25 protein-coding genes, 1 tRNA gene and 1 riboswitch are annotated in these 21244 nt (G+C 39.4%); of the genes, 24 read left to right on the top strand and 2 right to left on the bottom strand.

The annotated features are described in order from the left end of the window. Positions 1 to 53: 53 nt before the first annotated feature. The 17 genes from VRHSUH09_RS07010 (at position 54) to VRHSUH09_RS06930 (ending at position 11992) form a co-directional block, all read left to right on the top strand. Entirely contained in the window at positions 54 to 338 is a 285-nt protein-coding gene (locus tag VRHSUH09_RS07010) for a hypothetical protein (protein WP_054747333.1), read from the top strand. A 148-nt stretch (positions 339 to 486) separates the two neighbouring features. Next, entirely contained in the window at positions 487 to 1377 is an 891-nt protein-coding gene (locus VRHSUH09_RS07005) for a 5'-nucleotidase, lipoprotein e(P4) family (RefSeq protein WP_105081766.1), read from the top strand. A gap of 48 nt (positions 1378 to 1425) precedes the next feature. Further along, positions 1426 to 1502: transfer RNA gene (locus VRHSUH09_RS07000), tRNA-Arg, on the top strand. 228 nt (positions 1503 to 1730) lie between these two features. Next, entirely contained in the window at positions 1731 to 3875 is a 2145-nt protein-coding gene (locus VRHSUH09_RS06995) for a YadA-like family protein (RefSeq protein WP_105081765.1), read from the top strand. A gap of 182 nt (positions 3876 to 4057) precedes the next feature. Beyond that, on the top strand, positions 4058 to 4888 hold the full coding sequence (locus tag VRHSUH09_RS06990) for a DUF6630 family protein (RefSeq protein WP_054747329.1): 831 nt from the start codon (positions 4058 to 4060) through the stop codon (positions 4886 to 4888). A gap of 61 nt (positions 4889 to 4949) precedes the next feature. Further along, complete coding sequence (locus VRHSUH09_RS06985; RefSeq protein WP_105081764.1) at positions 4950 to 5765, top strand: DUF2262 domain-containing protein; 816 nt, start codon at positions 4950 to 4952, stop codon at positions 5763 to 5765. Between the two features lie 20 nt (positions 5766 to 5785). Next, on the top strand, positions 5786 to 6217 hold the full coding sequence (locus VRHSUH09_RS06980) for a hypothetical protein (RefSeq protein WP_105081763.1): 432 nt from the start codon (positions 5786 to 5788) through the stop codon (positions 6215 to 6217). 71 nt (positions 6218 to 6288) lie between these two features. Beyond that, entirely contained in the window at positions 6289 to 6795 is a 507-nt protein-coding gene (locus VRHSUH09_RS06975; protein WP_105081762.1) for a hypothetical protein, read from the top strand. A gap of 37 nt (positions 6796 to 6832) precedes the next feature. Then, positions 6833 to 7375: a hypothetical protein gene (locus VRHSUH09_RS06970; RefSeq protein WP_054747326.1), complete on the top strand. Its 543-nt coding sequence runs from the start codon at positions 6833 to 6835 to the stop codon at positions 7373 to 7375. 72 nt (positions 7376 to 7447) lie between these two features. Beyond that, positions 7448 to 8254 carry a hypothetical protein gene (locus VRHSUH09_RS06965; RefSeq protein ID WP_054747324.1) on the top strand — a complete coding sequence of 269 codons (807 nt, stop codon included), beginning with the start codon at positions 7448 to 7450 and terminating at the stop codon, positions 8252 to 8254. A gap of 78 nt (positions 8255 to 8332) precedes the next feature. Continuing rightward, the gene (locus VRHSUH09_RS06960) at positions 8333 to 8926 is read left to right on the top strand and encodes a hypothetical protein (RefSeq protein WP_054747322.1); all 594 of its coding nucleotides are present in this window, start codon (positions 8333 to 8335) and stop codon (positions 8924 to 8926) included. Between the two features lie 84 nt (positions 8927 to 9010). After that, positions 9011 to 9517 carry a YfbM family protein gene (locus VRHSUH09_RS06955; protein ID WP_105081761.1) on the top strand — a complete coding sequence of 169 codons (507 nt, stop codon included), beginning with the start codon at positions 9011 to 9013 and terminating at the stop codon, positions 9515 to 9517. Between the two features lie 77 nt (positions 9518 to 9594). Beyond that, entirely contained in the window at positions 9595 to 10359 is a 765-nt protein-coding gene (locus VRHSUH09_RS06950) for a leucine-rich repeat domain-containing protein (RefSeq protein WP_054747318.1), read from the top strand. Positions 10360 to 10416: 57 nt separating this feature from the next. Beyond that, on the top strand, positions 10417 to 10713 hold the full coding sequence (locus VRHSUH09_RS06945) for a DUF2695 domain-containing protein (RefSeq protein ID WP_054747317.1): 297 nt from the start codon (positions 10417 to 10419) through the stop codon (positions 10711 to 10713). A 108-nt stretch (positions 10714 to 10821) separates the two neighbouring features. Then, positions 10822 to 11319 carry an ECF transporter S component gene (locus VRHSUH09_RS06940; RefSeq protein WP_054747315.1) on the top strand — a complete coding sequence of 166 codons (498 nt, stop codon included), beginning with the start codon at positions 10822 to 10824 and terminating at the stop codon, positions 11317 to 11319. A gap of 62 nt (positions 11320 to 11381) precedes the next feature. Next, complete coding sequence (locus VRHSUH09_RS06935; protein ID WP_024066751.1) at positions 11382 to 11663, top strand: type II toxin-antitoxin system Phd/YefM family antitoxin; 282 nt, start codon at positions 11382 to 11384, stop codon at positions 11661 to 11663. A 2-nt stretch (positions 11664 to 11665) separates the two neighbouring features. Next, positions 11666 to 11992 (top strand): type II toxin-antitoxin system RelE/ParE family toxin, encoded by a 327-nt coding sequence (locus VRHSUH09_RS06930; RefSeq protein WP_024066750.1) that lies wholly within the window; start codon positions 11666 to 11668, stop codon positions 11990 to 11992. 685 nt (positions 11993 to 12677) lie between these two features. On the opposite strand, the gene VRHSUH09_RS10690 is transcribed toward VRHSUH09_RS06930, so the two are convergent. Continuing rightward, a complete protein-coding gene (locus tag VRHSUH09_RS10690) occupies positions 12678 to 12749 on the bottom strand; it encodes a putative holin-like toxin (protein WP_219565824.1) in 72 nt (23 codons plus the stop codon). Positions 12750 to 12941: 192 nt separating this feature from the next. Between VRHSUH09_RS10690 and VRHSUH09_RS06920 the strand changes: the two genes are divergently transcribed. The 7 genes from VRHSUH09_RS06920 to VRHSUH09_RS06890 all read left to right on the top strand — a co-directional run bounded on the left by VRHSUH09_RS06920 (position 12942) and on the right by VRHSUH09_RS06890 (position 19520). After that, the gene (locus tag VRHSUH09_RS06920) at positions 12942 to 13286 is read left to right on the top strand and encodes a zinc ribbon domain-containing protein YjdM (protein WP_060923753.1); all 345 of its coding nucleotides are present in this window, start codon (positions 12942 to 12944) and stop codon (positions 13284 to 13286) included. 102 nt (positions 13287 to 13388) lie between these two features. After that, on the top strand, positions 13389 to 13784 hold the full coding sequence (locus VRHSUH09_RS06915) for a hypothetical protein (protein WP_105081760.1): 396 nt from the start codon (positions 13389 to 13391) through the stop codon (positions 13782 to 13784). 10 nt (positions 13785 to 13794) lie between these two features. Next, positions 13795 to 14313 carry a phosphatidylglycerophosphatase A family protein gene (locus VRHSUH09_RS06910; RefSeq protein ID WP_054747312.1) on the top strand — a complete coding sequence of 173 codons (519 nt, stop codon included), beginning with the start codon at positions 13795 to 13797 and terminating at the stop codon, positions 14311 to 14313. 94 nt (positions 14314 to 14407) lie between these two features. Continuing rightward, positions 14408 to 14947, top strand: coding sequence for a cysteine hydrolase family protein (locus VRHSUH09_RS06905; RefSeq protein WP_105081759.1), 540 nt, complete (start codon positions 14408 to 14410; stop codon positions 14945 to 14947). 89 nt (positions 14948 to 15036) lie between these two features. After that, positions 15037 to 15143: riboswitch (TPP riboswitch) on the top strand. 79 nt (positions 15144 to 15222) lie between these two features. Next, the gene (gene thiC / locus VRHSUH09_RS06900) at positions 15223 to 16527 is read left to right on the top strand and encodes a phosphomethylpyrimidine synthase ThiC (protein ID WP_105081758.1); all 1305 of its coding nucleotides are present in this window, start codon (positions 15223 to 15225) and stop codon (positions 16525 to 16527) included. Positions 16528 to 16793: 266 nt separating this feature from the next. Next, on the top strand, positions 16794 to 17423 hold the full coding sequence (locus VRHSUH09_RS06895) for a superoxide dismutase (RefSeq protein WP_054747307.1): 630 nt from the start codon (positions 16794 to 16796) through the stop codon (positions 17421 to 17423). 471 nt (positions 17424 to 17894) lie between these two features. Further along, positions 17895 to 19520 (top strand): DUF438 domain-containing protein, encoded by a 1626-nt coding sequence (locus tag VRHSUH09_RS06890; RefSeq protein ID WP_105081757.1) that lies wholly within the window; start codon positions 17895 to 17897, stop codon positions 19518 to 19520. Positions 19521 to 19692: 172 nt separating this feature from the next. Here the strand turns inward: VRHSUH09_RS06890 and VRHSUH09_RS06885 are convergent, their stop codons facing one another. Then, entirely contained in the window at positions 19693 to 20886 is a 1194-nt protein-coding gene (locus tag VRHSUH09_RS06885) for a MalY/PatB family protein (protein ID WP_105081756.1), read from the bottom strand. Between the last annotated feature and the right edge of the window lie 358 nt (positions 20887 to 21244).

The following is a 21244-nucleotide window of genomic DNA, read 5'->3' as shown; positions in this document are numbered from 1 at the left end:
CATGTTACAATATGGGTATAGTGTTAATAAATTACCGCAAGAGAGGTATAGATATGAGTTTATTTCGCGTAGCCATCCATTATGGCATCAACAGCAATGGTTTCTTGTCCTATGACACAGAAGCAAAAACAGTGTCCGTAGATTTACCTGAACAAGAGTGGGTTGATAAGGTTATCGCTTACTTAAACGACGAACATGCCATTGAGCATGCTACAGGTCTTGATACATATGAACGATTGAACGTAAAGCCATTAGAATCTTTGGACAACTTAAAATTAGCTTTAACACGCATGTGGGAAGCTATCGACGTACAAGTCGACTGGAGCCGTCCAGCGTAAACAAAAGGACATAAACAAAATGCACCTTGTATCCTATTATGGTAGGAACAAGGTGTTTTTTATTTTCAAAAAGGGTTTTAGTATAACTATGTAGAATTACATTGTGTATTGTATTTATACAGAGAGCAAATGTGGTTAGGAGGCAATTATGAAACGTAGTAGTTTGGCATGGTATGTAGCGGTGGCTTGTCTTGGCGGTAGCCTTTGCGTCGGTCCTGTAGTACAGGCGGACTCTCCGACGACGGTGAAAGCAAGTAGCATAGGTCCTACTACTGTTACGACTCAGGCGGAACAGGCAGCGCTCAAGCAAAAGCAGCAGTACCAAGCTGATACTGAGACGATGGGGCTGTTATGGATGCGTACCTCTGCTGAGTACAGAGCACTGGCATATCAGGGGTATAATGTAGCGATGAATCTTGTTAAAATGGCTGTTGCAGATCCGTCTCATCAGAGAAAGCCTTTAGCTATCGTTCTTGATGCTGATGAAACAGTAGTAGACAATACAAAACTGATGGGTGAAAGCATTGCTAATGGCAATGGTCGCTTCGATGCTCCTTGGTGGCGCCAAGCGGTACATCAAGGGAAATCACAAGCCATGCCTGGAGCCGTTGAATTTTTAAATGAAGTTCATAAACAAGGTGTAGAAATTTTCTACGTATCAAACCGTTACGCCCCAGTAAATCTTGATGTAACGATACAGAACTTTAAAGAATTAGGCTTCCCATCTGTTGATAAAAACCATGTACTACTATTCGAAAAAGACTCTGACAAACAACCTCGCTTTGATGCGATTGCTAAGAAATACAACGTAATTGTGTATATGGGCGATAATGCAGGGGACTTCCCAATCGGAACCAAAGGTAAGACCTTAGCTGAACGAAATGCGATTATCGATACTCATAAAGAAGACTTTGGTACTACCTTTGTGGTATTCCCAAACCCTGCTTATGGATCTTGGGTAAGTGCATTAGCTAAAGGCTACCAAAACCTCAGCCCAGAAGAACAAAAACAAGTAAATAACCAATACCTACAACAATAAGGGCGCCTTGCGTATACTTTATTAAAAACGATATAATAAAGTATACATGCGTCTATAGCTCAGGAGGAAAGAGCTGCAGTTTCCTAAACTGTGAGTCGGGGGTTCGAATCCCTCTAGGCGCACCAGTATAGAAAAGAAGGTATACAGCTTTTATAAGCCGTATACCTTCTTTTTTGTATTTTCTTGCAATTCTTATGAGCTAGACTTATAATATTAGAGTAATATTCATATTTTATTCATATTTTGACAATGAATAGTGTATAGAGGGGTACAATAAGATTCAAGTTCCATTAGATAGCTTTGAATCTTTTTTTAGGTTTATTGTTTGTGTTGTCTTAAAAGGGGGAAACCAAATGAAAAAAGAATTACTGTTAACGGCTATGATTACCGCAAGTATTACTACAACAGCACTTGCAGCATCCAACTTAGATATTAGTGCTACCACTGCTGCGCCATTAAGCATAAAGAATTCGATTGCTTATGGTGGAGATAACAAAGTTGAGAATGATATGTTCTCCCCTGTAAATAATATATTGCTCGGTGGTGACAATAATACAGTTCGACCTTCTGCTTCTAATAGTATTACTTCTGGTACTAATAATACTGCATCTGGTCCGGGCAGTATCGTAGCAGGTTGGTATAATACAAACTCTGCTACTCACAGCTTGGTAGTAGGTACTAGCAATACTGTTGGTGGTACTAATAATATCGTAGGCGGCTTTGGCCATGCCAATAATGACGATGCGATTAATTCTTTATTAGTTGGTTCATATAATAGTATTGACGGACATGACTCTGTGGCTTTAGGTAAGAATAATACCATTAAAGGTAATAATGCTTTGGTAGGTGGTACTGGTGCTAAGGTTCAAGGTAATAATGCTATCGCCTTTGGTGATACTGCGAAAGCAACATCCGATGATGCGTATGCCATTGGTCGTAAAGCAGAAGCAACTGCTCTAAATACAGTTGCTATTGGTAATAATGCAAAGGCCAATAACATTATGGGCACAGCGATTGGCTATAATGCAAAAGCAAAAAATGATTACGCTACAGCAGTAGGTTATAGCTCCACAGGTTCTGGTAATCAGTCCTCTGCATTTGGTTTTAATGCGGAAGCAACTGCTATGAATACAACTGCAGTGGGATCTTATGCAAATGCTAGCGGTGCGTATTCTACAGCATTAGGCTTTAAAACTGCAGCTTCTAATGAGGATGCTGTAGCATTAGGTAACTATTCTACTAGTGCTGGTAAAAGTGCCTTTGCTGCTGGCACATTAGCGAATGCAGCAGAAAAGGACTCCTTAGCAATCGGTCATAGCGCAACTACAACAAAGGAAAATGGTATTGCTATTGGTACAAATGCAACTGTAGATGGCGTTGATTCTATTGCTATCGGTAAAGCAGCTAATATCGCAAAGGCTGGTAGTATTGTAATTGGTAGAAATACGACAGCAGATGAGTTAGCAGTATCCATCGGTACTGACTCTGTAGCAACTGGTTGGGGTGGTACTGCAGTAGGTACTATTTCCAAAGCTACTGGTGCTCAATCTACAGCTATCGGTGATAATGCACAAGCATCTGATACATATTCCACAGCACTTGGTGTATCTTCCGTAGCTTCCGGCAGAGCGGCTAATGCGATGGGTCTTTCTAAAGCGACAGGCTTTGCATCTAATGCCATTGGCTTTATAGCAGAGGCTTCTGGTAAAAACTCTACTGCAATCGGCAATACTGCTAAAGCTCTTAATGAAAATTCCATTGCTATTGGTACGAATGCGATGGCTGCCACAGACAATAGCATTGCATTAGGTGCTAAGTCTGTTACGGCTACAGCAGTATCTACTAACTCTGGTGTTATCGGCGGCAGAACCTATAACTTTGCTGGTGGAAATGCGGTTGGTACATTGAGCATTGGTGATAGTGGTGCAGAACGTACGATTACAAATGTAGCGGCAGGCCGTGTATCTGCTACATCTACTGATGCAGTTAATGGGTCCCAACTACATGCCATTAAAGACGTGGTAGATAATCATGAAAATCGTATCACTACTATAGAAGGCGATATTAATACGTTAAATAATCGTATTATTAATGGCGGCGCTAATAGCTTAAATGAAGCCAAATCTTACACTGATCAACAAGTATCTAGCGTAGCAGCCGCTTCTGCAGCACTCGCTGGCTTGCATCCATTAGATTTCGATAAACATGATAAATGGTCCTACTCCGTTGGCTTTGGTAACTATAAAAATGCTAATGCAGCGGCTTTAGGTGCATTCTATCGCCCTAATAAAAACACAATGTTTAATGCTGCCACTACCGTTGGTAACGGTCGTAATTCTATTAGCTTGGGTGCCAATTTCAAATTTGGTAAAAGCTCTGAAGAGGTAACTACTGAAGATGCAGCACAACTTAAGAAAGATATGAAAGACTTAGCTGAAAAGTATAATGAACTAGCACAAAAATATAGTGAATTAGCAGCTAAATTAGAATCTAAATAATGTAATCAAAACTCCTACAAGGTTTCTCTTGTAGGAGTTTTTTTATCCTATGCTTTTATTATAAGTATTCCTTAATAATGATATAATTAAGATACATATTTAGTTACATTTTCAGATACATTTTCAGATACATATTCAGTTAAATATTATATGTAAGCGACAGTATATAGTGGAGAGTGTATATGAGCTTTTACAATTGGATTCAAGAGAAACTGTTCGACAACTACGAAGAATGGCATTTGAAGTGCCCTGATTATAATCGAAATGGTTTTAATATAGTAGGAATAGATAATACTCTAAAGGCTATGCATGATGGATTTTTCATGTATATAGAATTGTATCCACCTCATGCCATCGATGGTTGCACTGCGATGAAAGCGCGTGTAGGAAAAACACCAGATGCAGTAGATATATTCTTAGACATAGATGGTAAGACGTATCGTATGGCTGATGTAAGTTATCCTGACGCAGTGAAGATGATGCGGGCCTTTGTGAAAAAACGCAGAGTACCTGATTGTAGTTTGTGTGTAGAAGTAGCGTATCTAGATATCGATCAGATGCGACCTACATTTACGGAGCTAGCAACATTATTGCTAGGCGATGCTAAACAAGCTAAATCGTTTATGACGAAGGCAAAGTTACGTTCCATGGAAGAATTAGAAGATAGCTGGTGGAATCTCTATGAAAAATTAGTAGCTAAAGGATATGCCGTAGAGCTAAGCTGTAAATGTGAATTAGAGGATTTTATTTATTATGTACAGAAATTAATACGTAACAAGTCTTTAGATACTAGCGAAAATCTAACGATTGACCCAGCAGCATTAGATGAAGATCAAGTTATTATGGACTGGTGTGCTGATCTTAACTCTAAATGGGAAAACTATACGTTAGCAGGCATGGATATTGGGACCGATAGCTTTGTACTTATGGTGCTTTCAAATGAGGAATTCAAAACCGCCAAAGAACTGGCGAAAGAGCTATTACATAGAATCGATGTAGCTGAGCGATTATAATGGTGTTAGGCTATAGACTAGTTATATATTTGCTTGTATGTGATAAATAGGAGAGAGTCATATGAGTGTTGTACGTTTACCAGAATATGAAGCAGAGTTTGAAGCGGAAGAGTTTGAAATCTATGCATTACCTCGCAGTGATGCGAATGGGGCTAGTCCTTATTTAGAGAAGTACCATAGACCACTGGTATCTACCGATGCTATCTTAGATACTCGAACTGGTGTGCTTGACCGTAGCGAAGGCATTTTGACGTGGATTATTGAAGGCTTTGACAATGGTTGGGGGTATAGTTTTGAGCCCCATGGCGTTTACAAATTGTTGGTTAAGAAAGCAAAGCCTATAGAGGATTTGGGCTATATGCGCCCGTCTTGGAATAATCGTTATTATGTGCTTGAGGTGTTAGAGGAACATGCCAAACATAGCGAATTAGAGGCGTTGTCGGCGTATTTGAAAACCCCTAAATATCTTCATACTGATAGGGGCGATTTCCTGTTAAATCGAGAGTATCAATATTACACAGCCAGAATTGATGATTATGCATTCACCCTTGATGTGGATGAGGGCTTTGATGAAAGCTGTACCGTAGCATTGGCTGCTTTCAATACAATCGATAATTTCAAAGCATTTGAACAACGAATTAGTACCTATATTAGTGAAAAATTGCTAGACCTTGCTAATGATTGGCTTGACAATGACGACCAAGATCCGATTACATCAGACGTATTTGCCAAGCGTATTACGATGGGAGAATTAGCGTTTCGCAACGATGGCACCATAGAGGTATATTATGACGACGATGATATCTTCTGGGGGCACTGTATCATAGCTCATATTGATGCGGATGGGAACCCTGTTGATGCGGATATTGCAGGATGATTAACTAATGGAGCGTCCTGATGAGAAAATCGGAATTAATGACATTATGGAATGTTGAAAGCTGGTCTAAAGAGCCGTATGGCGTTTACTTTGTATCTCGCAGATTGGGCACTAATTGTTTAGAGAATGAAGGACAAGCCTTTCAAAAACTTAATATTAGTTGCACCAATTATACTGAGGCAGAGGTGCTTTCACTGCCAATGTGGGAACAATTATATGTTGAATTAGATGAATTAGATCAACTAGCACAGGAACTCATACAACAGAAAATACCGCAAGAAGAGTCTATTGTACTAACCTTAACCGATATTATGCTAGATAAGTCAGGTTGTTACGATGCATTTGCGCTAGGCTATGATGTGGGAAAATCCCCAGCAGGACATCTATATATTTTGGTTTCCTTTGATGAAAACTTTACGGCTCAACAAGATGTGATTTACGAAACTTTATAAAGTTGTTTTAAAGTGGTGACACTGGTGTGGCAGTTTAGCTAAAGATATAAGTGATACATAGGAGAGAGACGATGGAAAATCTGTATAAAGAGTTAAGAAGTTTCTTTGTCAATGACATTGATGTAAATGATTTATTTGATTCTGAAGCTATTATCTGGATTGATTGGTGCGAGGATGACGAAGATGTGGTGCGCTATTTTAATGATATGATGGATGAGCCTATCCACATTCAAACCGTTAGCAATGGCAAGCTATATGGTGACGATATTGTGTTACAAAAGGGCGATAATGAACTCTTAATTCCTTACGGTGATGAGAAAGATCGGGATGTAACTATCAAATACTTTAACGACTTCGTTCAGCCTGATTATGAGGTGCGCTGGTTTGTTGAAAGCTTTGGAAACGATACGCTTGGGTTTACCGTGCTTTCAGGGGCAGAATGGGCCAATTTAGAAGATGAATTTGGTACAGATATAGTTCGTTACTATTTTGAACCTATTAATCTTGAAAGTAACATGTTTAATCTCGATATGGACGAGGTTTCTACGTTGTTAGAATTACGGGAAAATAAGAGATGAAATAGAGTAAATATGCGAATCTATAAGAGGTAAGAATATGGATTATTTAAAAATATTACAGGAAGACTCTAGCTTAGCAGCAGATTTTGATGCTTTATTTGATTTCTTTTTGCTCGATGAGCCAACGGAGCGGGATGAGGTAGAGGGGCGATGCACCTTTTCCTTGGATGGAAAGGCTTTTGCTCGAGATGGTGCCGGCGGTGAATATCATCAATTAGAGGATGGCTCTATCGGTTATGTCAGCAGCGAAGGTCAATGTGGTCGTATAGCTGAAAGTATAGATGATTTAATCTATTTGTTGGTATATAGCATTTGCTGGCATGATTATTGTGACTCCAGCCAGTATACAGACATGGGTACTCTCGAAGCCTATGCCAATGAGCGTTATGATGAAATCGCTTCTTATACAGAAATGGAAATATGGGAAGAGGTTGTCAAGGCGCTAGGTATGCCTTCCGAAGCAAATGTGGCTGTTGAATTACAAAAGTTCTATGATGCGGCACATCGAGAACCTCTGTACCAAGGCTTTTACCATGAAGAGGATGGTAGCATTACACCATATGAAAGTCTATTCTTTTAATATGTAAAATGGGAAAATAATCAGCAATAAAAGAGTATTTCAAACGGTTTTGTGTTGTTATAGGAGAATCGTATGGCAATTGACGGAGTGAAGATCATAGATAGTGACGACGGTCATGATATTTATAATGCCATTGTTGAGCGGTACAAGGATGGTATCAGTGTAGATACGATCATTTCTGACATTTTAAGTGAAGAAGAAAATTTTTGTACTGATGAGTTTTATACAGAAATTTATTGGACTGCGGTGGCCTATTCGTTATGGAAGATAGGGCATCTATCAACTGATATTAAACAGAAAGCCTTGGATATAATCGCTCAGGGTCCTAATGAGTTTTGGCTGGAAATCGATGATAAGGCCCTTAAACAGCGTCAAAAGGTATTGGATAAGTTAGCAGTACAGCTACAGAGCGAAAATCCGAAGCCTATTAAGGTTCGTAAATCTAAAACAAAAAGAGTACCTTATTTTAAGGTGGGCGACGTATTAGCTGTTAAATTTGAAAACGAGTATGGTGCTATTTTTGTCTCTGACGTGGATCAATCACCGCGGAAAATCGAATATCATTTAGCCTGTACGCGGCTTTTACAAGAAGAAAAACCGACAATGGAGCAGTTTCTAAACAGCAAAATCGCATGCCGAAAAGATAATACAAATTTTGGTATCGATACAGACTGTTGGTTCAATCATAAGGACTTAGGCTTGTTACTGGATAATTTGGAAATTATCGGGACAGTTGAACTATATCCGTGTAAATTATGGACACTAGCACCAAGAAGAACGCTTGAGGATATCTATGAGGAGATTACAGATGAGCCTAGGATTGGAAAACTGCGTCTCATAGACACCTATGAACTAGTGAAAGAGGTTGTTCAGGAATAATCATCGATAAATGCACTGATCTATGGCGTACATATAAATGTGCAAATATAAAATTGTTACTATAAAGGTGTAAATTTAATGGATACTGTAACTAAAAAATACATAGAGACCGTACAAGTCAGTGATATACCGTGGCATCGGTTAACGACCTCTTATGGACGGGGCACAGATTTTCCTAATCAATTTGATGTTTTATGGAAGATGGACAGTATTGAAGCTGTTGATGTGGCTGGTGAGGACATAGCGTTAAATATTGAGCATCAATCCACATTGTGGCATGCTACACCATTCGCCATGATTTTCTTGCTTCGTATTTTTAAGAAAGCCCAGGAAGAGAGCGCTCAGAATGAAGTAGCTCATTATTTAGCAGAACAATTGGTTGAGTTGTTTGCTGTGATTGCTGAGTGTATCCGAGATGGTCTTATGCTAGAGCATGCAGATCCATTGCCGAACTTTGAGGATATGCTCAACGAAGAATACCTATGGTCTGAAGACTACGATGAAGACGAAGATGTTCTTAGATATGAGGAAGAGGAAATATTCCCTGATGATTTATTCTTTAGCTTCTATTACTACTCACTGCAAGTGCTTTTACTAGGTAAGCCATTATTAAATAAAGCTAATGAAGGAGAGGCTAATTTACTAGAATTACTGACAGAGATAGAGTACTAAATAAGCGATAGAGTACTATATATCTAAGGGGATTACAGATTATTACATATCTACTGAGATTATAGGATTAGGAGGTTATGGACTATGGGATTAATTGCTAATTATAGCTGTTTAAGCGATGCGAATTTAAAAGAGCTTAAAGCTATGGGCTCAGAAGAAGAGGAAATTCTTGAAAGCGTTGAAGAGTGGAATGACGACGATGAATTATTGCTCGATATCGACAAGATGTGGGATGTACTTCACTTTGTGCTAACTGGCGTAGGAACTGACCATAAGGATGATAATAACCCTCTTAGCCAAGCTGTGCTTGGCATAACAGCTGTTGAAGAAATATCGGATTATTTGGCGTATACTGAACACGATAAGTTAGCAGATATCGTGGCGGCTCTAGATCAATTTGATATTGAAAGTGCACTCGAATCTTTTGATATGACTGCTTGCAAAGAAGCAGAGCTTTACCCAAATATTTGGGACTATGATGAGGAAGAGGAGGAAATCAAAGATGAGATTCTCCACGATTTCGAGCAGATGAAGGTGTTCTATAAAAAAGTGCTAGAAGCGAAGGGGCATGTGCTTGTATCGATTTGCTAGGCCCGTTATAATCTGTTGGACATGGCTCTGGTTATAGATAAACTAATTATAGGACTGACGAAGATGAGGAATTGTAAATGGCAGTGTTAACAGAAAAGCAAATTAAATATGGCTTTGACTACTATCATAAGGATGAGAAACAACTAAAATCTGTAGTTGAGGTTTCTGAATATGATGGTGAAGACAAGCTGATAATTAATTGCACACAGCTAGATGAAGACTATTCTGCTAAAGATAAAAAACGAATTTTACAGGAGTGGTGTAGTTTTTTAGTTGAACATCCAGATATCTTTACAGAGCTCATGTTTTGTACAAGAATGCCACAGGAGTTATTTGATGCGGTGTGTGCCCAGCGTAGACTTAAAAGGTTACATATAAAATGGGGCGTTTATCCAGATATTTCAAAATTAGAGAACTTACAAGAACTAGAATATCTACACATTGGGTCCGGAAGAAGTGTATCGAGCTTAGAGCCTATTTCAAGATTAGTAAATTTAGTAGCGCTGTCGATTGAAAACTTTCAACAAATTGATGATTATGCGCTATTAGCTAATCTAAAACATCTTGAAAGTCTCGCCTTAGAAGGTGATTTTGCTTCGCCAAAAATTCTTAAGGTTCGATCATTAGGATTTTTACGGCATATGAAACAGTTGCGTTTTTTTAGCTTTTTAACGGCAAAGGTGATAGATAAAGACTACTCTCCCATTTTAGAACTCAATAATTTAGAACATCTTACGTTAAAATCTTGTAAAGAGGTTAAGCAGTTGTATCCTGAATTCGTTAAACTACCAAAATTAAAATATGGCACTGTATTAGAACGACCAGAATTATATGAGAAATAAGGCTTGAGATATAAGTCCTGAGCTATAACTTATAAGACATAAAAGGGAGTAATCATAATGGATAAAGCGCGTAAAAAGGAATTATTGAAAGGCTATAAAGCTAAAGAAAAACAGAATTTTAAAGATAGTTTACCTATGGACGAAGAATTATTTTGGAATCTCTTTGACTATGTAGACGAGAAATTAGAAACAAATGACGGTTGCGACCATAGTCTGACTTTCACAAGAGAGTTTTTAGAAAAACAAAAGGTAGATGTTGAAAGCGTACTAGACTGGATTATCAACGAAGGTGGCGGCTGTGATTGCGAGGTTATCTACAATGTAGAGGAACGTTTTGAAGAGTACGGTGAATAGTATTTTCTATAGTTAACTCCTTTTATTTGCAGGTGTTACCATATAGGTATATAGTATAGGCATGTGATGGATATAATCACATGTCTATTTCTTTATAAGGAGGACGCTATGCAACACGTTCAAACCCGCAGTACTACGTCCGCGTTAGTACTCACAGCCGTATTGATTGCCCTCGCAACACTGTTTACCATGTACACGAAAATTCCAGTACCTGGCATTCGCGGCTATTTCAATGTTGGAGATGTCGTTATTATGACGTCAGCTCTATTATTAGGTCGAAAATATGGCGCCTATATTGGTGCTATCGGCCCAGCGTTAGCTGATTTATTCCTCGGCTACGCAGTCTTTGTACCAATCACCTTCGTGGTGAAAGGCATTGAAGGCTATCTTGTCGGTACTGTCTATAACAATAAGACAACTACCTCTGCCTTGGTGGCAACTATCGTAGGTGGCATTATCATCGTAGCAGGCTACTTTATCGCCGAATACTTTGTATTCGATCCAGGCGTAGCCATTGCTAGTATTGTGACCAATACCATTCAAGCCGTTATGAGCGTTATTATTAGCATGATTCTCTATGCTATCTTGCGTAGACGATTGAGATAGGATTAGTGATTCACAATTCATATACAAATTATGATATAATTTGTATATGAGGAGGTGCTTTTATGGGGTTATTACGTGAAAGTATCCGGCCATCGTCGGATTTAAGAAATAAATATAATGAAATCTCTACAGTTTTGAAAACAGGGGATGAAGCTTGTATTATGACGGTAAATGGTCGTGGTGATACGGTATGTATGGGATATGAAACCTATAATAAATTGAAAGCACAGATAGAATTATTAGAGGCTATTGCCTTGGCAGAGGAAGATGAACGAAAAGGTAGAATGGGTCCTATTGAGGATACTTTTGTCAGCATAGAACAGTTGTTAGCTGAGGCGGAATAGTTATGGAAGACACTGCTTATCGTATCATTATTATGGCGCAGGCCGATCAGGCATTGCATCATATTGTTCTGCATGTAAAGCAATCTTTTTCCAATGAAACTGCCAAGTCTGTTTATCAAGAGATTAAGGATAGAATTCTTTTATTAGCGGATAATCCTTATATGGGCATGATTCCAAGACATACTGTTTTACGTAATAAAAACTATCGTATGTTGATTATTAATAAAAATATTATTCTATATCGTGTCTTTGATGATGAAAAAGAAGTGCGCATATATAATATATTTAGTCAACGGCAAGATTATTTACAACTTCTGCAAGGATTGTAGATGTTTAGTTGATTTAGTATAGATGAATAAAGGGAGACTCCGTTGTGAGTCTCCCTTTTGTAGTTATTTCCTTTGAGCATTGATAGTGATGATTTGTCGTAATAACGACAAATAGCCCTTCGTTACCAACTGGTAGCTGAAAACGAAAGGCCATTTCTGCATGTTTTATAATGTTTTGGGATGAGCCTGACGGAACCACTCGTCGACTATCTATCTATTAATTAATTAATAGAGGGATTATCATATATAGTCAATTTGAACTAGATAAGTAAATATGACATCATTGTAAATTAATTGGAACTTGGACTGAATGGACATATTTTCTTTGTTTTGTTAATATAAAACTCAATAATTGAGTTAGATCCAAATGAGAATATATCTAATGATGAGATATATTCAAAATTAGTACAGTCTGCAAAAGATACAGTTTGGAATATAGGGTATATTGATGTTAAAGAAGATCTTGTTATTTATGTTCCTTTTCATTTTATAATATCCTCTAAGGACGATGTAAATTGACAGCCTCTAGAATTCAGACTATACTATAAGTACAAAAGAGCCAGTTAACGTGTTCTAGGCGTTAGGCTCATCAAAGAATAGTGAATTTGATAAACCTAACGTGTCTAAGTATTGCAGTACTTAGTCTTAAACGTTAGGTTTATCTTATTTTGTAACTATTTACTAGTTACTTTTTAAGAATTAACACTACGAGGGTAGCGAATAAAATCATTAATGATAATGCTTCGTATACAGTCATAATGTCACCTCCCTCGAAAAGACGGAGATGAACCTAACTCACGTTAATGGCTCTTTCGTTATTAGTATATAGCGGAATTTGAATATTGAAAAATACGAATTAATTTCGTACAACTTTTACACAATTATAAGGATAGTCATAGGTATTATATGGTATAATACTATCATTATGTAGTGAGAAAAGGAGATCTAAATGGCAAATTTACCTAACTGCCCTAAGTGCGGCGACGAGTATACATATGAAGATGGTCATATGTTTATCTGCCCTATGTGTGGCAATGAATGGACAGCGGCTGACGCGCAAGCTGCAGCTGAAGCAGGTATCATTCGCGATGCTAACGGTAACGAGCTAGCTGATGGCGATACAGTTGTTGTTGTAAAAGACCTCAAAGTAAAAGGTGCGGGCATCTTGAAACAAGGTACGCGCGTAAAAAATATTCGCCTCATCACTGGTGCGAGCGATGGACATGATATCGATTGCAAAATCGATGGTTTCGGTGCAATGGCCTTGAAATCCGAAATGGTTAAGAAAATCTAACTATAAATAAATCCCTACTGATTATGCATCGGTAGGGATTTTTTCGTGGTATAATCAACGTATACTGCGTGTAGCGTGAGAGTATTTAGTCGAGAGGAAACTATGTTAAAACGTGTTGTGTTACTAGCCTTATTGGCTTCTACGATGGGAACTGTTGGTTCTTTGGCGGCTGATTTAAAGCCTACAGATAAGCGTACCTATGAATTACAGCAACAAATCTCTTATAATGTCATCATTCCTAGTGAGGCTTTCAAAACGAGTGCTGACGGTACCTTGATTGTTCCAGTAGAGATTAAGACCGATGATAAGGGGAATATTGTGGCTGTTGAAGCGGGGCCTAATAATTGGAAATTAGATCGTGAGGCTTACCCCATCTTTGAAGAGGCTGCCAAAGAAGCGGCTTGGAATACAAAGCATGTCGATACAGAGGAAGAATTGGTGATAACCATTCCAGTTAGTATTGTTATGCTATCCGGAGATAAGCCTAAGAAAAAATAAAGGAGCACTTATGGAATCTACAAAAGATTTAGAGAAATATACTTACGACCTACTGGCGGAGCGTGGTGTTACGTTAGAGGATATTGCAGAGCTCGTTTTATACGTTCAAAAACCGTATATGCCGAATTTAAAGATTGAAGAGTGCCGTGAGCATGTGGCATCCGTGCTTTCAAAACGAGAGGTACACAATGCGATAATTACAGGCATTGAGCTCGACAAGTTAACGGAACAAAATAAATTGTCTCAGCCTTTGCAACGCATCGTGGCTAATGATGAAAGCCTCTATGGCATCGATGAAATCTTGGCCTTTTCCATCGTTAATCTGTATGGTTCTATTGGCTTTACGAACTATGGCTATTTAGATAAGGTAAAGCCGGGTATTATTAAGAAGCTAGATAGTGAAGAGGGCGGTCACTGTAATACATTCCTCGATGATTTAGTGGGCGCCGTGGCAGCCGCAGCAGCAGGTAAATTAGCCCATAATAAACCCGATCGAGTGCGCCATGCATTGGCCGAAGAAAAAGAATAAATGACTGCTATTGATGTTATCAAGAATTAAGAGTATAACTAGTAGTGTAGTGAATAATTAACGTGTTTTTTGTAGACTATATACAGGAGGAACTATGCAAAAGGTTCTAGTTGTTATCGATATGCAAAATGATTTTGTAGATGGTGCCCTTGGTTCGACGCAAGCACAGATGATTGTAGATAATGTGCGTAAAAAAATTGAAAGCTTTGACGGGCCAATTATTTTCACCCGCGACACGCATGGTATAGATTATCTTGAGCACCAAGAGGGAAAAATGTTACCAGTGCCGCACTGCGTAAAAAACACAGAGGGCTGGCATATTGTGAAAGGTTTAATCGAAGCTGCAGAAGGGCGTCCTATCATGAGCCCTGTATCCTTTATCGATAAGCCAAATTTCGGATCCTTTGAACTATTATCTCGTTTGGAAGGCATGAATTCGGTGAACCCCATTGAGTCTATCACGCTCGTTGGTTTATGTACTGATATTTGCGTTGTTTCTAATGCGATTATACTGAAAGCAGGTTTGCCAGAAATCCCTGTTTACGTAGATTCTAGCTGCTGTGCTGGCGTTACGGAAGAATCTCACCAAGCGGCATTAACAACGATGAAAATGTGTCAGTGTATCATTGACTAAAGCTGTATACTACATGCAATATTGAATGATTAGCAAAGACTATATTGAACTATTTTTTTAATAGTGATATGCTGAAGATAATTACATAGCAGAGTATGCAAGGGAGTCTATATAATAGGCTGAGAAAGGGCTGTTAGCACCTGACCTTTGACCTGATCGGGATCATGCCCGCGTAGGAAGCACGCAAAGACCATAAAAGGGTATCGATCAATTTTCGATACCCTTTTTCTTGTATACAAAGCTACATGGTTTTATTCAATAGGAGGATATGTAATATGTTTTACACTCAATTGGAAGCTGCTAAGAAAGGCTTTGTAACGGATGCGATGAAAATCGTAGCGGAAAAGGAACAGGTTCCTGTGGAACGCATACGAGAACTCGTGTCTCTTGGGCAAGTAGTGATTCCTTGCAACAAGAATCATACGTGCATTGATCCGGAGGGGATAGGAAAGGCGTTGCGCACTAAAATCAATGTAAATCTAGGCACTTCGCGGGATGTGACGGACTATGATAGCGAATTAGAAAAGGTGAATTGGGCCATCCAACTAGGGGCCGAATCGATTATGGATTTATCTACTCACGGGGACACTCGTATTTTTAGACGCAAGTTGACTGGCGAGTGTAAGGCCATGATTGGCACGGTCCCTGTATATGACAGTGTGATTCACCATAAAAGAGACTTAGCAGAGCTGACAGCACAGGACTTTTTAGACACCATCCGATTGCACGCGGAAGATGGGGTAGACTTTGTGACCTTGCACTGTGGTATTACCCGTCAAACGATTGAACAAATTAGAAAGCATAAACGTAGATTGAATATTGTAAGCCGTGGTGGTAGTCTCATCTTTGCGTGGATGAGTATGACCGGCAAGGAAAATCCATTCTACGAATACTTTGATGATATCTTGGATATTTGCCGAGAATACGATGTGACAATCTCTTTGGGTGATGCATGCCGTCCAGGGTGTTTGGCCGATGCTACGGACGTATGTCAAATTGAAGAATTGGTGCGATTGGGAGAACTTACAAAACGAGCTCATGAAAAAGGCGTTCAAGTCATTATCGAAGGGCCTGGCCATGTGCCGCTCAATCAAATTCAAGCTAATATGGAAATTGAGGAAACCTTATGTGGCGGAGCTCCGTTCTATGTACTAGGGCCGTTGGTAACAGATATTGCACCTGGCTATGACCATATTACGGCTGCCATCGGTGGTGCCGTAGCAGGTATGCATGGGGCGTCTTTCCTTTGCTATGTGACTCCAGCGGAACATTTGGCGTTGCCTAATACGGATGATGTAAAAGAGGGCATCATGGCGTTCAAAATTGCAGCTCATGCGGCAGATATAGCGCGAGGCATCCCTGGTGCTCGAGATAGAGATGATGCGATGGCTGATGCGAGACGCGTCCTTGATTGGGAGGCGCAATATGCTTGTGCTCTCGATCCTGAACGAGCTCGCAGTATTCGTGAAAGCCGTGCTCCAGAGGAAGGTCATAGTGAAACTTGCAGCATGTGTGGCAAGTTCTGTGCTGTACGAAGTATGAATAAGGCATTGAACAGCGAATATATTGATATCCTATAAATAGTATTTGTGAGCGGCTTATGGTTAGTGCTTTTAATGGTTTTTTGTAGTATATGGCCCATAAGGGAATCATACGGATGTATTTGATCTATGCATTATCGGTCTTATAGGCATATTGACGATTTTCTATATAGAGCATATAATAAATAAAGAATGATAATTAATATTAATAATAAATAACTGATGCAGGTGCATCGAATAGCTTTCACTAGAACGATACGTACTGATACATATCGTTCCATGCCCTAAATTTAAGGAGGACTATTATGAAACCTTTCGAACTTGCACCATTACCATACGCTTACGATTATCTTGAGCCTGTTATCGACACAGCAACAATGAAATTGCATCATGACAAGCACCATCAAGCGTATGTTAATAATTTAAACGCTGCTATCGCGAAATATCCTGATCTAGCTTATGGCTGCGTAGACTGCATCCTCGGCGACATCGCTAATGTGCCAGAGGACATCCGCCAAGCTGTTATCAATAACGGTGGCGGTCATAAGAACCACACTATGTTCTGGGAAATTATGACAAAACCAGATACCTCCAAATTGCAAGGCCCTTTGAAAGAGGCTATCGACGCTGAACTTGGCGGTTATGATGCTTTCGTTGAAAGCTTCTCTGCTGCGGCGGCTACACGCTTTGGCTCTGGTTGGGCTTGGCTTGTAGTAAATCAAGAAGGCAATCTTGAAGTTACATCCTCTGCGAATCAAGACAATCCTTTATTAGAAGGTAAAAAGGCCATTCTTTGCTTAGACGTTTGGGAGCATGCGTACTACTTGCACTACCAAAACCGTCGCCCGGACTATATTAAGGAATTCTTCCGCGTTATTAACTGGGATAAAGTTTCTGAAAACTACGAAAAAGCATTGAAACCGCATCATGATTAAGTGATATACTTGTTAGAAACAGAAACAGAAACAGAAACAGAAACAGAAACAGAAACAGAAACAGAAACAGAAACAGAAACAAGATCTAAATTAGAAATAGAAAACTAATTTTAATATATAACGGATAGTTGGTTAATCTCCTCTCAAGGGGCGATGTATCATCTATCCGTTATTTTTTATAGTCACTTAGTTGCTGGATGGAACAACCTCCATCATCTTGAGATATCCATATGTGATTTTTTAAATATCCTCATGCGTTTTCTTAAGATATCCCTATGTGTTTTATAGAAATTTTAGGAACTACTTTCAAAAGTATAGCCATGGATACAGATTTAATAATCGATATCGTTTATTATAGAGTCATAGGTTATGAATATAGACCTGTAACATGATATTAGAACAGCCTTATATACGCATCGAATAGGCTTATAATTAGTATATGAATAGAGTTTTTGACACGAGGGGATCAAAATGGAAAAGAAATTAGATTTATCCAAATCTGTATATGATTTGGTAACAGAATATCCTGAAGTAGTAGATATTATGAAAGAATTAGGGTTCAGCGAAATCACAAATAAGGTGATGTTGAACTCTGTTGGTAAAATCATGACAATCCCGAAAGGGGCTAAGATGAAAGGCGTATCCATGGTCGATATCGTAGACGCCTTCATGAAAGCTGGTTTTACTTTGACTGGTGAGATGCCAAACGTATCTGGCGATGGCACTCAAGGTGCTAGCATGCCTCCTAGCGGCGTAGCTGCTGGAAATTCTGCAGCTGCTACAGCTACAGCTGTGAAGGCTGAGTCTGTAGAAACATCTGCTAATGCTGTAGCATCTAAGACTCCGGAAAACTCCGAAAATAAAACTGACGATTCAGTTCAAGATACCGTGCAAGATAGCGAGCGCGTAGAGCAATTAAAAAGCTTCTTGAAACGTTTAGGTACAGGTGAGGAGCTTGGTGCGGTTCGTGAAGATTTTGTTAGTCAATTTGCTCATGTAGAGGCTAGTGAAATCATGAAAGCTGAGCAAGGTCTCATGCGTGAAGGTACGCCATTGGCTGAGGTTCAACAATTATGTGACCTTCACTCTGCTTTGTTCCACGGCTCCACTATCCATGAACAAATGGATGCGGAACACGCTAAGGTAGAAGCTGTACTAGAAGCACAAGAAAAAAGCCAAAGCGTAGTAACTTTAGTGGAAACAGTAGGTCATCCGCTTAACCGCTTAACAGAAGAAAACAAAGCTCTCGATGCTTTGATTGAAGCTACAAAGGTTAAAGTGGCCAGCAAAACAGCTACCGTAGATGATGTAAACGAAGTACGCCAAGTATCTATTCACTACGCTAAGAAGGGCGACCTTTTATATCCTCATTTGAAAGTAGCTTACGATATCTCTGGTCCATCCTTGGTTATGTGGACTGTTGATGGCGATATTCGCGATGGCTTTGGTCGCCTAGCTCGTGCTGAGTCTATTGATGATGCTTGGTACGAAGAGTTTGATGGTCTTCTCACACGTGCTCAAGAGATGATCTACAAAGAGCAAAATATCTTGTTCCCAATCTGTGCAGAGAACTTTAGTGCTGAAGAATGGTACCAAATTTACAAAGATACTGAACAATACGAAGAGATTTTCGGCGTAGAACGCGTTGCTTGGGCAGAGGCTGAGTCTGCACTAGCTGCTAAAGCAGCACCGACAAGTGGTGATAGCAATACTATCGCTTTAATTGGTGGTAGTTTAACGCTAGAGCAATTAGACGCTATGCTTAATACAATGCCGATGGAAATCACTTTCGTTGACCATGTAGATATTAACCGTTATTTCAATGATGGTGAAAAGGTATTCAAACGCCCTACAACAGCTATCGGTAGAGATGTATTCTCTTGCCATCCTCCAAAGGTAGAGCCAATTGTACGTGGTATCATCGAGTCCTTCCGCAATGGTGAACGTGATAACGTGGCAGTTTGGCTCGAAAAGGTAGGCCGTCCATTCTATGTAAACTACATGGCGGTACGCGATCAAAATAATAACTACCTTGGCACATTAGAACTAGTACAAGATATGCAATTTGCTAAGGAACACTTCGCAAGAATTAAATAAAATCCTATGTAATGCCAATCGTGCAATACGGCGAAATTAGAATACAAACATATGTGAACTGCAATATTGATATGTTGTATAAACTAATAGTATAAACTTATAATAGAAAAAGGCTGCTCTAACATTGAATGATGCTAGAGCAGCCTTTTTAGCATGCACTATAGTATACATCCTATGGATGTATGTGTTGAATCATACTATTTGTGGCTATTTTAATATTTTCTAGGCTGGTGGCTAAATTGAGCCGCACAAAGGTAGCGTAGCTTTTACCACCGAACCACTCACCAAAGCTAGGGGCGATACCACATTGATTTTCAAATATATTATGCATGTCTTCAGCTTTCACATAGGCGCCAAAATCAATCCACGCTAAATAGGTGCCATCCATAGGGCTGATGCGGAGTTCAGGTAGCGCGTGCAGGAGTTGGCTGCACATATACTCATAGTTTTCTTTCACTACTGCAAGTAAATCTGTTAGCCACATTTCTGCCTCAGGATGTGTGTAGGCCGCTGTAATAGCTATTTCGGCAATGACGTCCGAATCAGTATGGTAAACAAGGCTTTTACAGGTATTGTACTGGCGTCGTAGATCTTCGTTAGGGATAATGACCTCTGCATGGTGCAAACTAGCCATATTAAACGATTTTGACAGAGAAGACATGGTGATAATGTTGTTTGCGTAGGCTCCGTTAGATACGGTTAAGGCAGAGGTAAAAGGAAGAGGGCCCGCAACGAGGTCTTGATGAATTTCATCGCTAATGATGAGTACACCGTGACGCTTACAAATGCTAAATAGCTGGTCCATCTCGTCTTCGGTCCATACATGACCTACTGGATTGTGGGGATTGCAGTGAATGAATACTTTGACATCGTGTTTAACGATAGCCGCTTCAAAGGTTGAGTAATCAATAGAATAGCGGTTATCTTCGTTGCGGTTCATAGGGACTGCAATAATAGGGCGTTTAGCATCGCTAGCACTCGCATCAAATGCTCCATATACGGGGGTGAGGACTGCGATGGCATCATTTGTTTTTGTGAAAGCTGCGATACACCACATAATGCCTGTAATGACATTTGGAGCACTGGTGAGCCAGTCTTTAGAAAGTATACAGTTGTGGCGCCGCTTATACCAATCTATCACTGCTTCAAGATAGTTGGGATTTGTCATGGTGTAGCCTAAAGGATGGGCTTTCACATAGGTACAAATAGCATCTTGTATGCACCGAGGTGGCATGAAGTCCATATCTGCTACCCATAGAGGCAATAGGTCAGTGCGATTAAATTTTAAATGCTGGCCGTCCCATTTGCGGGAGTGCGACCCACGGCGATCGATATAATACGTTGATGTAAATTCGGCTGGATTCATAGTTGGCCTCGTATAAAGAATATTTTTTTTGAAATATTCAATTCATTGGAATATTACTTGTGGAGCTGTTCTTTTAATAGCTGTTTTTCTTCTTCAAGCCAAGATAGGAATGCTTTCACTATTTATGTATCTCTTATTAGTATACATGTTAACGAGAATATGCAAAAGTTGACACTAGTTTTGGTAAACATCATTAATGACTTCTTCGATCGTACCAATAGTAAACGATTAAAATGGGTACCTCTTTTTCTATGCAATCCTTGCATGAATAGGGGCTATATTGGTATACAAAAGGTGCTATATTTGCTTGACTGTTGGGACTTTCACAATTTAGAATATACTATAGAATAGTGTGTGT

Source organism: Veillonella rogosae JCM 15642, from assembly GCF_002959775.1.
GTDB lineage: Bacteria > Bacillota > Negativicutes > Veillonellales > Veillonellaceae > Veillonella > Veillonella rogosae.
Note: the sequence above shows the minus strand (reverse complement) of the source record. Positions and strands in the feature narration are given on the sequence as shown.

Excerpts from the sequence above, each read along its gene's own strand:
- VRHSUH09_RS07010 (WP_054747333.1), top strand. The coding sequence starts at position 54 with ATGAGTTTATTTCGCGTAGCCATCCATTATGGCATCAACAGCAATGGT.
- VRHSUH09_RS07005 (WP_105081766.1), top strand. The coding sequence starts at position 487 with ATGAAACGTAGTAGTTTGGCATGGTATGTAGCGGTGGCTTGTCTTGGC.
- VRHSUH09_RS06995 (WP_105081765.1), top strand. The coding sequence starts at position 1,731 with ATGAAAAAAGAATTACTGTTAACGGCTATGATTACCGCAAGTATTACT.
- VRHSUH09_RS06990 (WP_054747329.1), top strand. The coding sequence starts at position 4,058 with ATGAGCTTTTACAATTGGATTCAAGAGAAACTGTTCGACAACTACGAA.
- VRHSUH09_RS06985 (WP_105081764.1), top strand. The coding sequence starts at position 4,950 with ATGAGTGTTGTACGTTTACCAGAATATGAAGCAGAGTTTGAAGCGGAA.
- VRHSUH09_RS06980 (WP_105081763.1), top strand. The coding sequence starts at position 5,786 with ATGAGAAAATCGGAATTAATGACATTATGGAATGTTGAAAGCTGGTCT.
- VRHSUH09_RS06975 (WP_105081762.1), top strand. The coding sequence starts at position 6,289 with ATGGAAAATCTGTATAAAGAGTTAAGAAGTTTCTTTGTCAATGACATT.
- VRHSUH09_RS06970 (WP_054747326.1), top strand. The coding sequence starts at position 6,833 with ATGGATTATTTAAAAATATTACAGGAAGACTCTAGCTTAGCAGCAGAT.
- VRHSUH09_RS06965 (WP_054747324.1), top strand. The coding sequence starts at position 7,448 with ATGGCAATTGACGGAGTGAAGATCATAGATAGTGACGACGGTCATGAT.
- VRHSUH09_RS06960 (WP_054747322.1), top strand. The coding sequence starts at position 8,333 with ATGGATACTGTAACTAAAAAATACATAGAGACCGTACAAGTCAGTGAT.
- VRHSUH09_RS06955 (WP_105081761.1), top strand. The coding sequence starts at position 9,011 with ATGGGATTAATTGCTAATTATAGCTGTTTAAGCGATGCGAATTTAAAA.
- VRHSUH09_RS06950 (WP_054747318.1), top strand. The coding sequence starts at position 9,595 with ATGGCAGTGTTAACAGAAAAGCAAATTAAATATGGCTTTGACTACTAT.
- VRHSUH09_RS06945 (WP_054747317.1), top strand. The coding sequence starts at position 10,417 with ATGGATAAAGCGCGTAAAAAGGAATTATTGAAAGGCTATAAAGCTAAA.
- VRHSUH09_RS06940 (WP_054747315.1), top strand. The coding sequence starts at position 10,822 with ATGCAACACGTTCAAACCCGCAGTACTACGTCCGCGTTAGTACTCACA.
- VRHSUH09_RS06935 (WP_024066751.1), top strand. The coding sequence starts at position 11,382 with ATGGGGTTATTACGTGAAAGTATCCGGCCATCGTCGGATTTAAGAAAT.
- VRHSUH09_RS06930 (WP_024066750.1), top strand. The coding sequence starts at position 11,666 with ATGGAAGACACTGCTTATCGTATCATTATTATGGCGCAGGCCGATCAG.
- VRHSUH09_RS06920 (WP_060923753.1), top strand. The coding sequence starts at position 12,942 with ATGGCAAATTTACCTAACTGCCCTAAGTGCGGCGACGAGTATACATAT.
- VRHSUH09_RS06915 (WP_105081760.1), top strand. The coding sequence starts at position 13,389 with ATGTTAAAACGTGTTGTGTTACTAGCCTTATTGGCTTCTACGATGGGA.
- VRHSUH09_RS06910 (WP_054747312.1), top strand. The coding sequence starts at position 13,795 with ATGGAATCTACAAAAGATTTAGAGAAATATACTTACGACCTACTGGCG.
- VRHSUH09_RS06905 (WP_105081759.1), top strand. The coding sequence starts at position 14,408 with ATGCAAAAGGTTCTAGTTGTTATCGATATGCAAAATGATTTTGTAGAT.
- thiC (WP_105081758.1), top strand. The coding sequence starts at position 15,223 with ATGTTTTACACTCAATTGGAAGCTGCTAAGAAAGGCTTTGTAACGGAT.
- VRHSUH09_RS06895 (WP_054747307.1), top strand. The coding sequence starts at position 16,794 with ATGAAACCTTTCGAACTTGCACCATTACCATACGCTTACGATTATCTT.
- VRHSUH09_RS06890 (WP_105081757.1), top strand. The coding sequence starts at position 17,895 with ATGGAAAAGAAATTAGATTTATCCAAATCTGTATATGATTTGGTAACA.
- VRHSUH09_RS06885 (WP_105081756.1), bottom strand. The coding sequence starts at position 20,886 with ATGAATCCAGCCGAATTTACATCAACGTATTATATCGATCGCCGTGGG.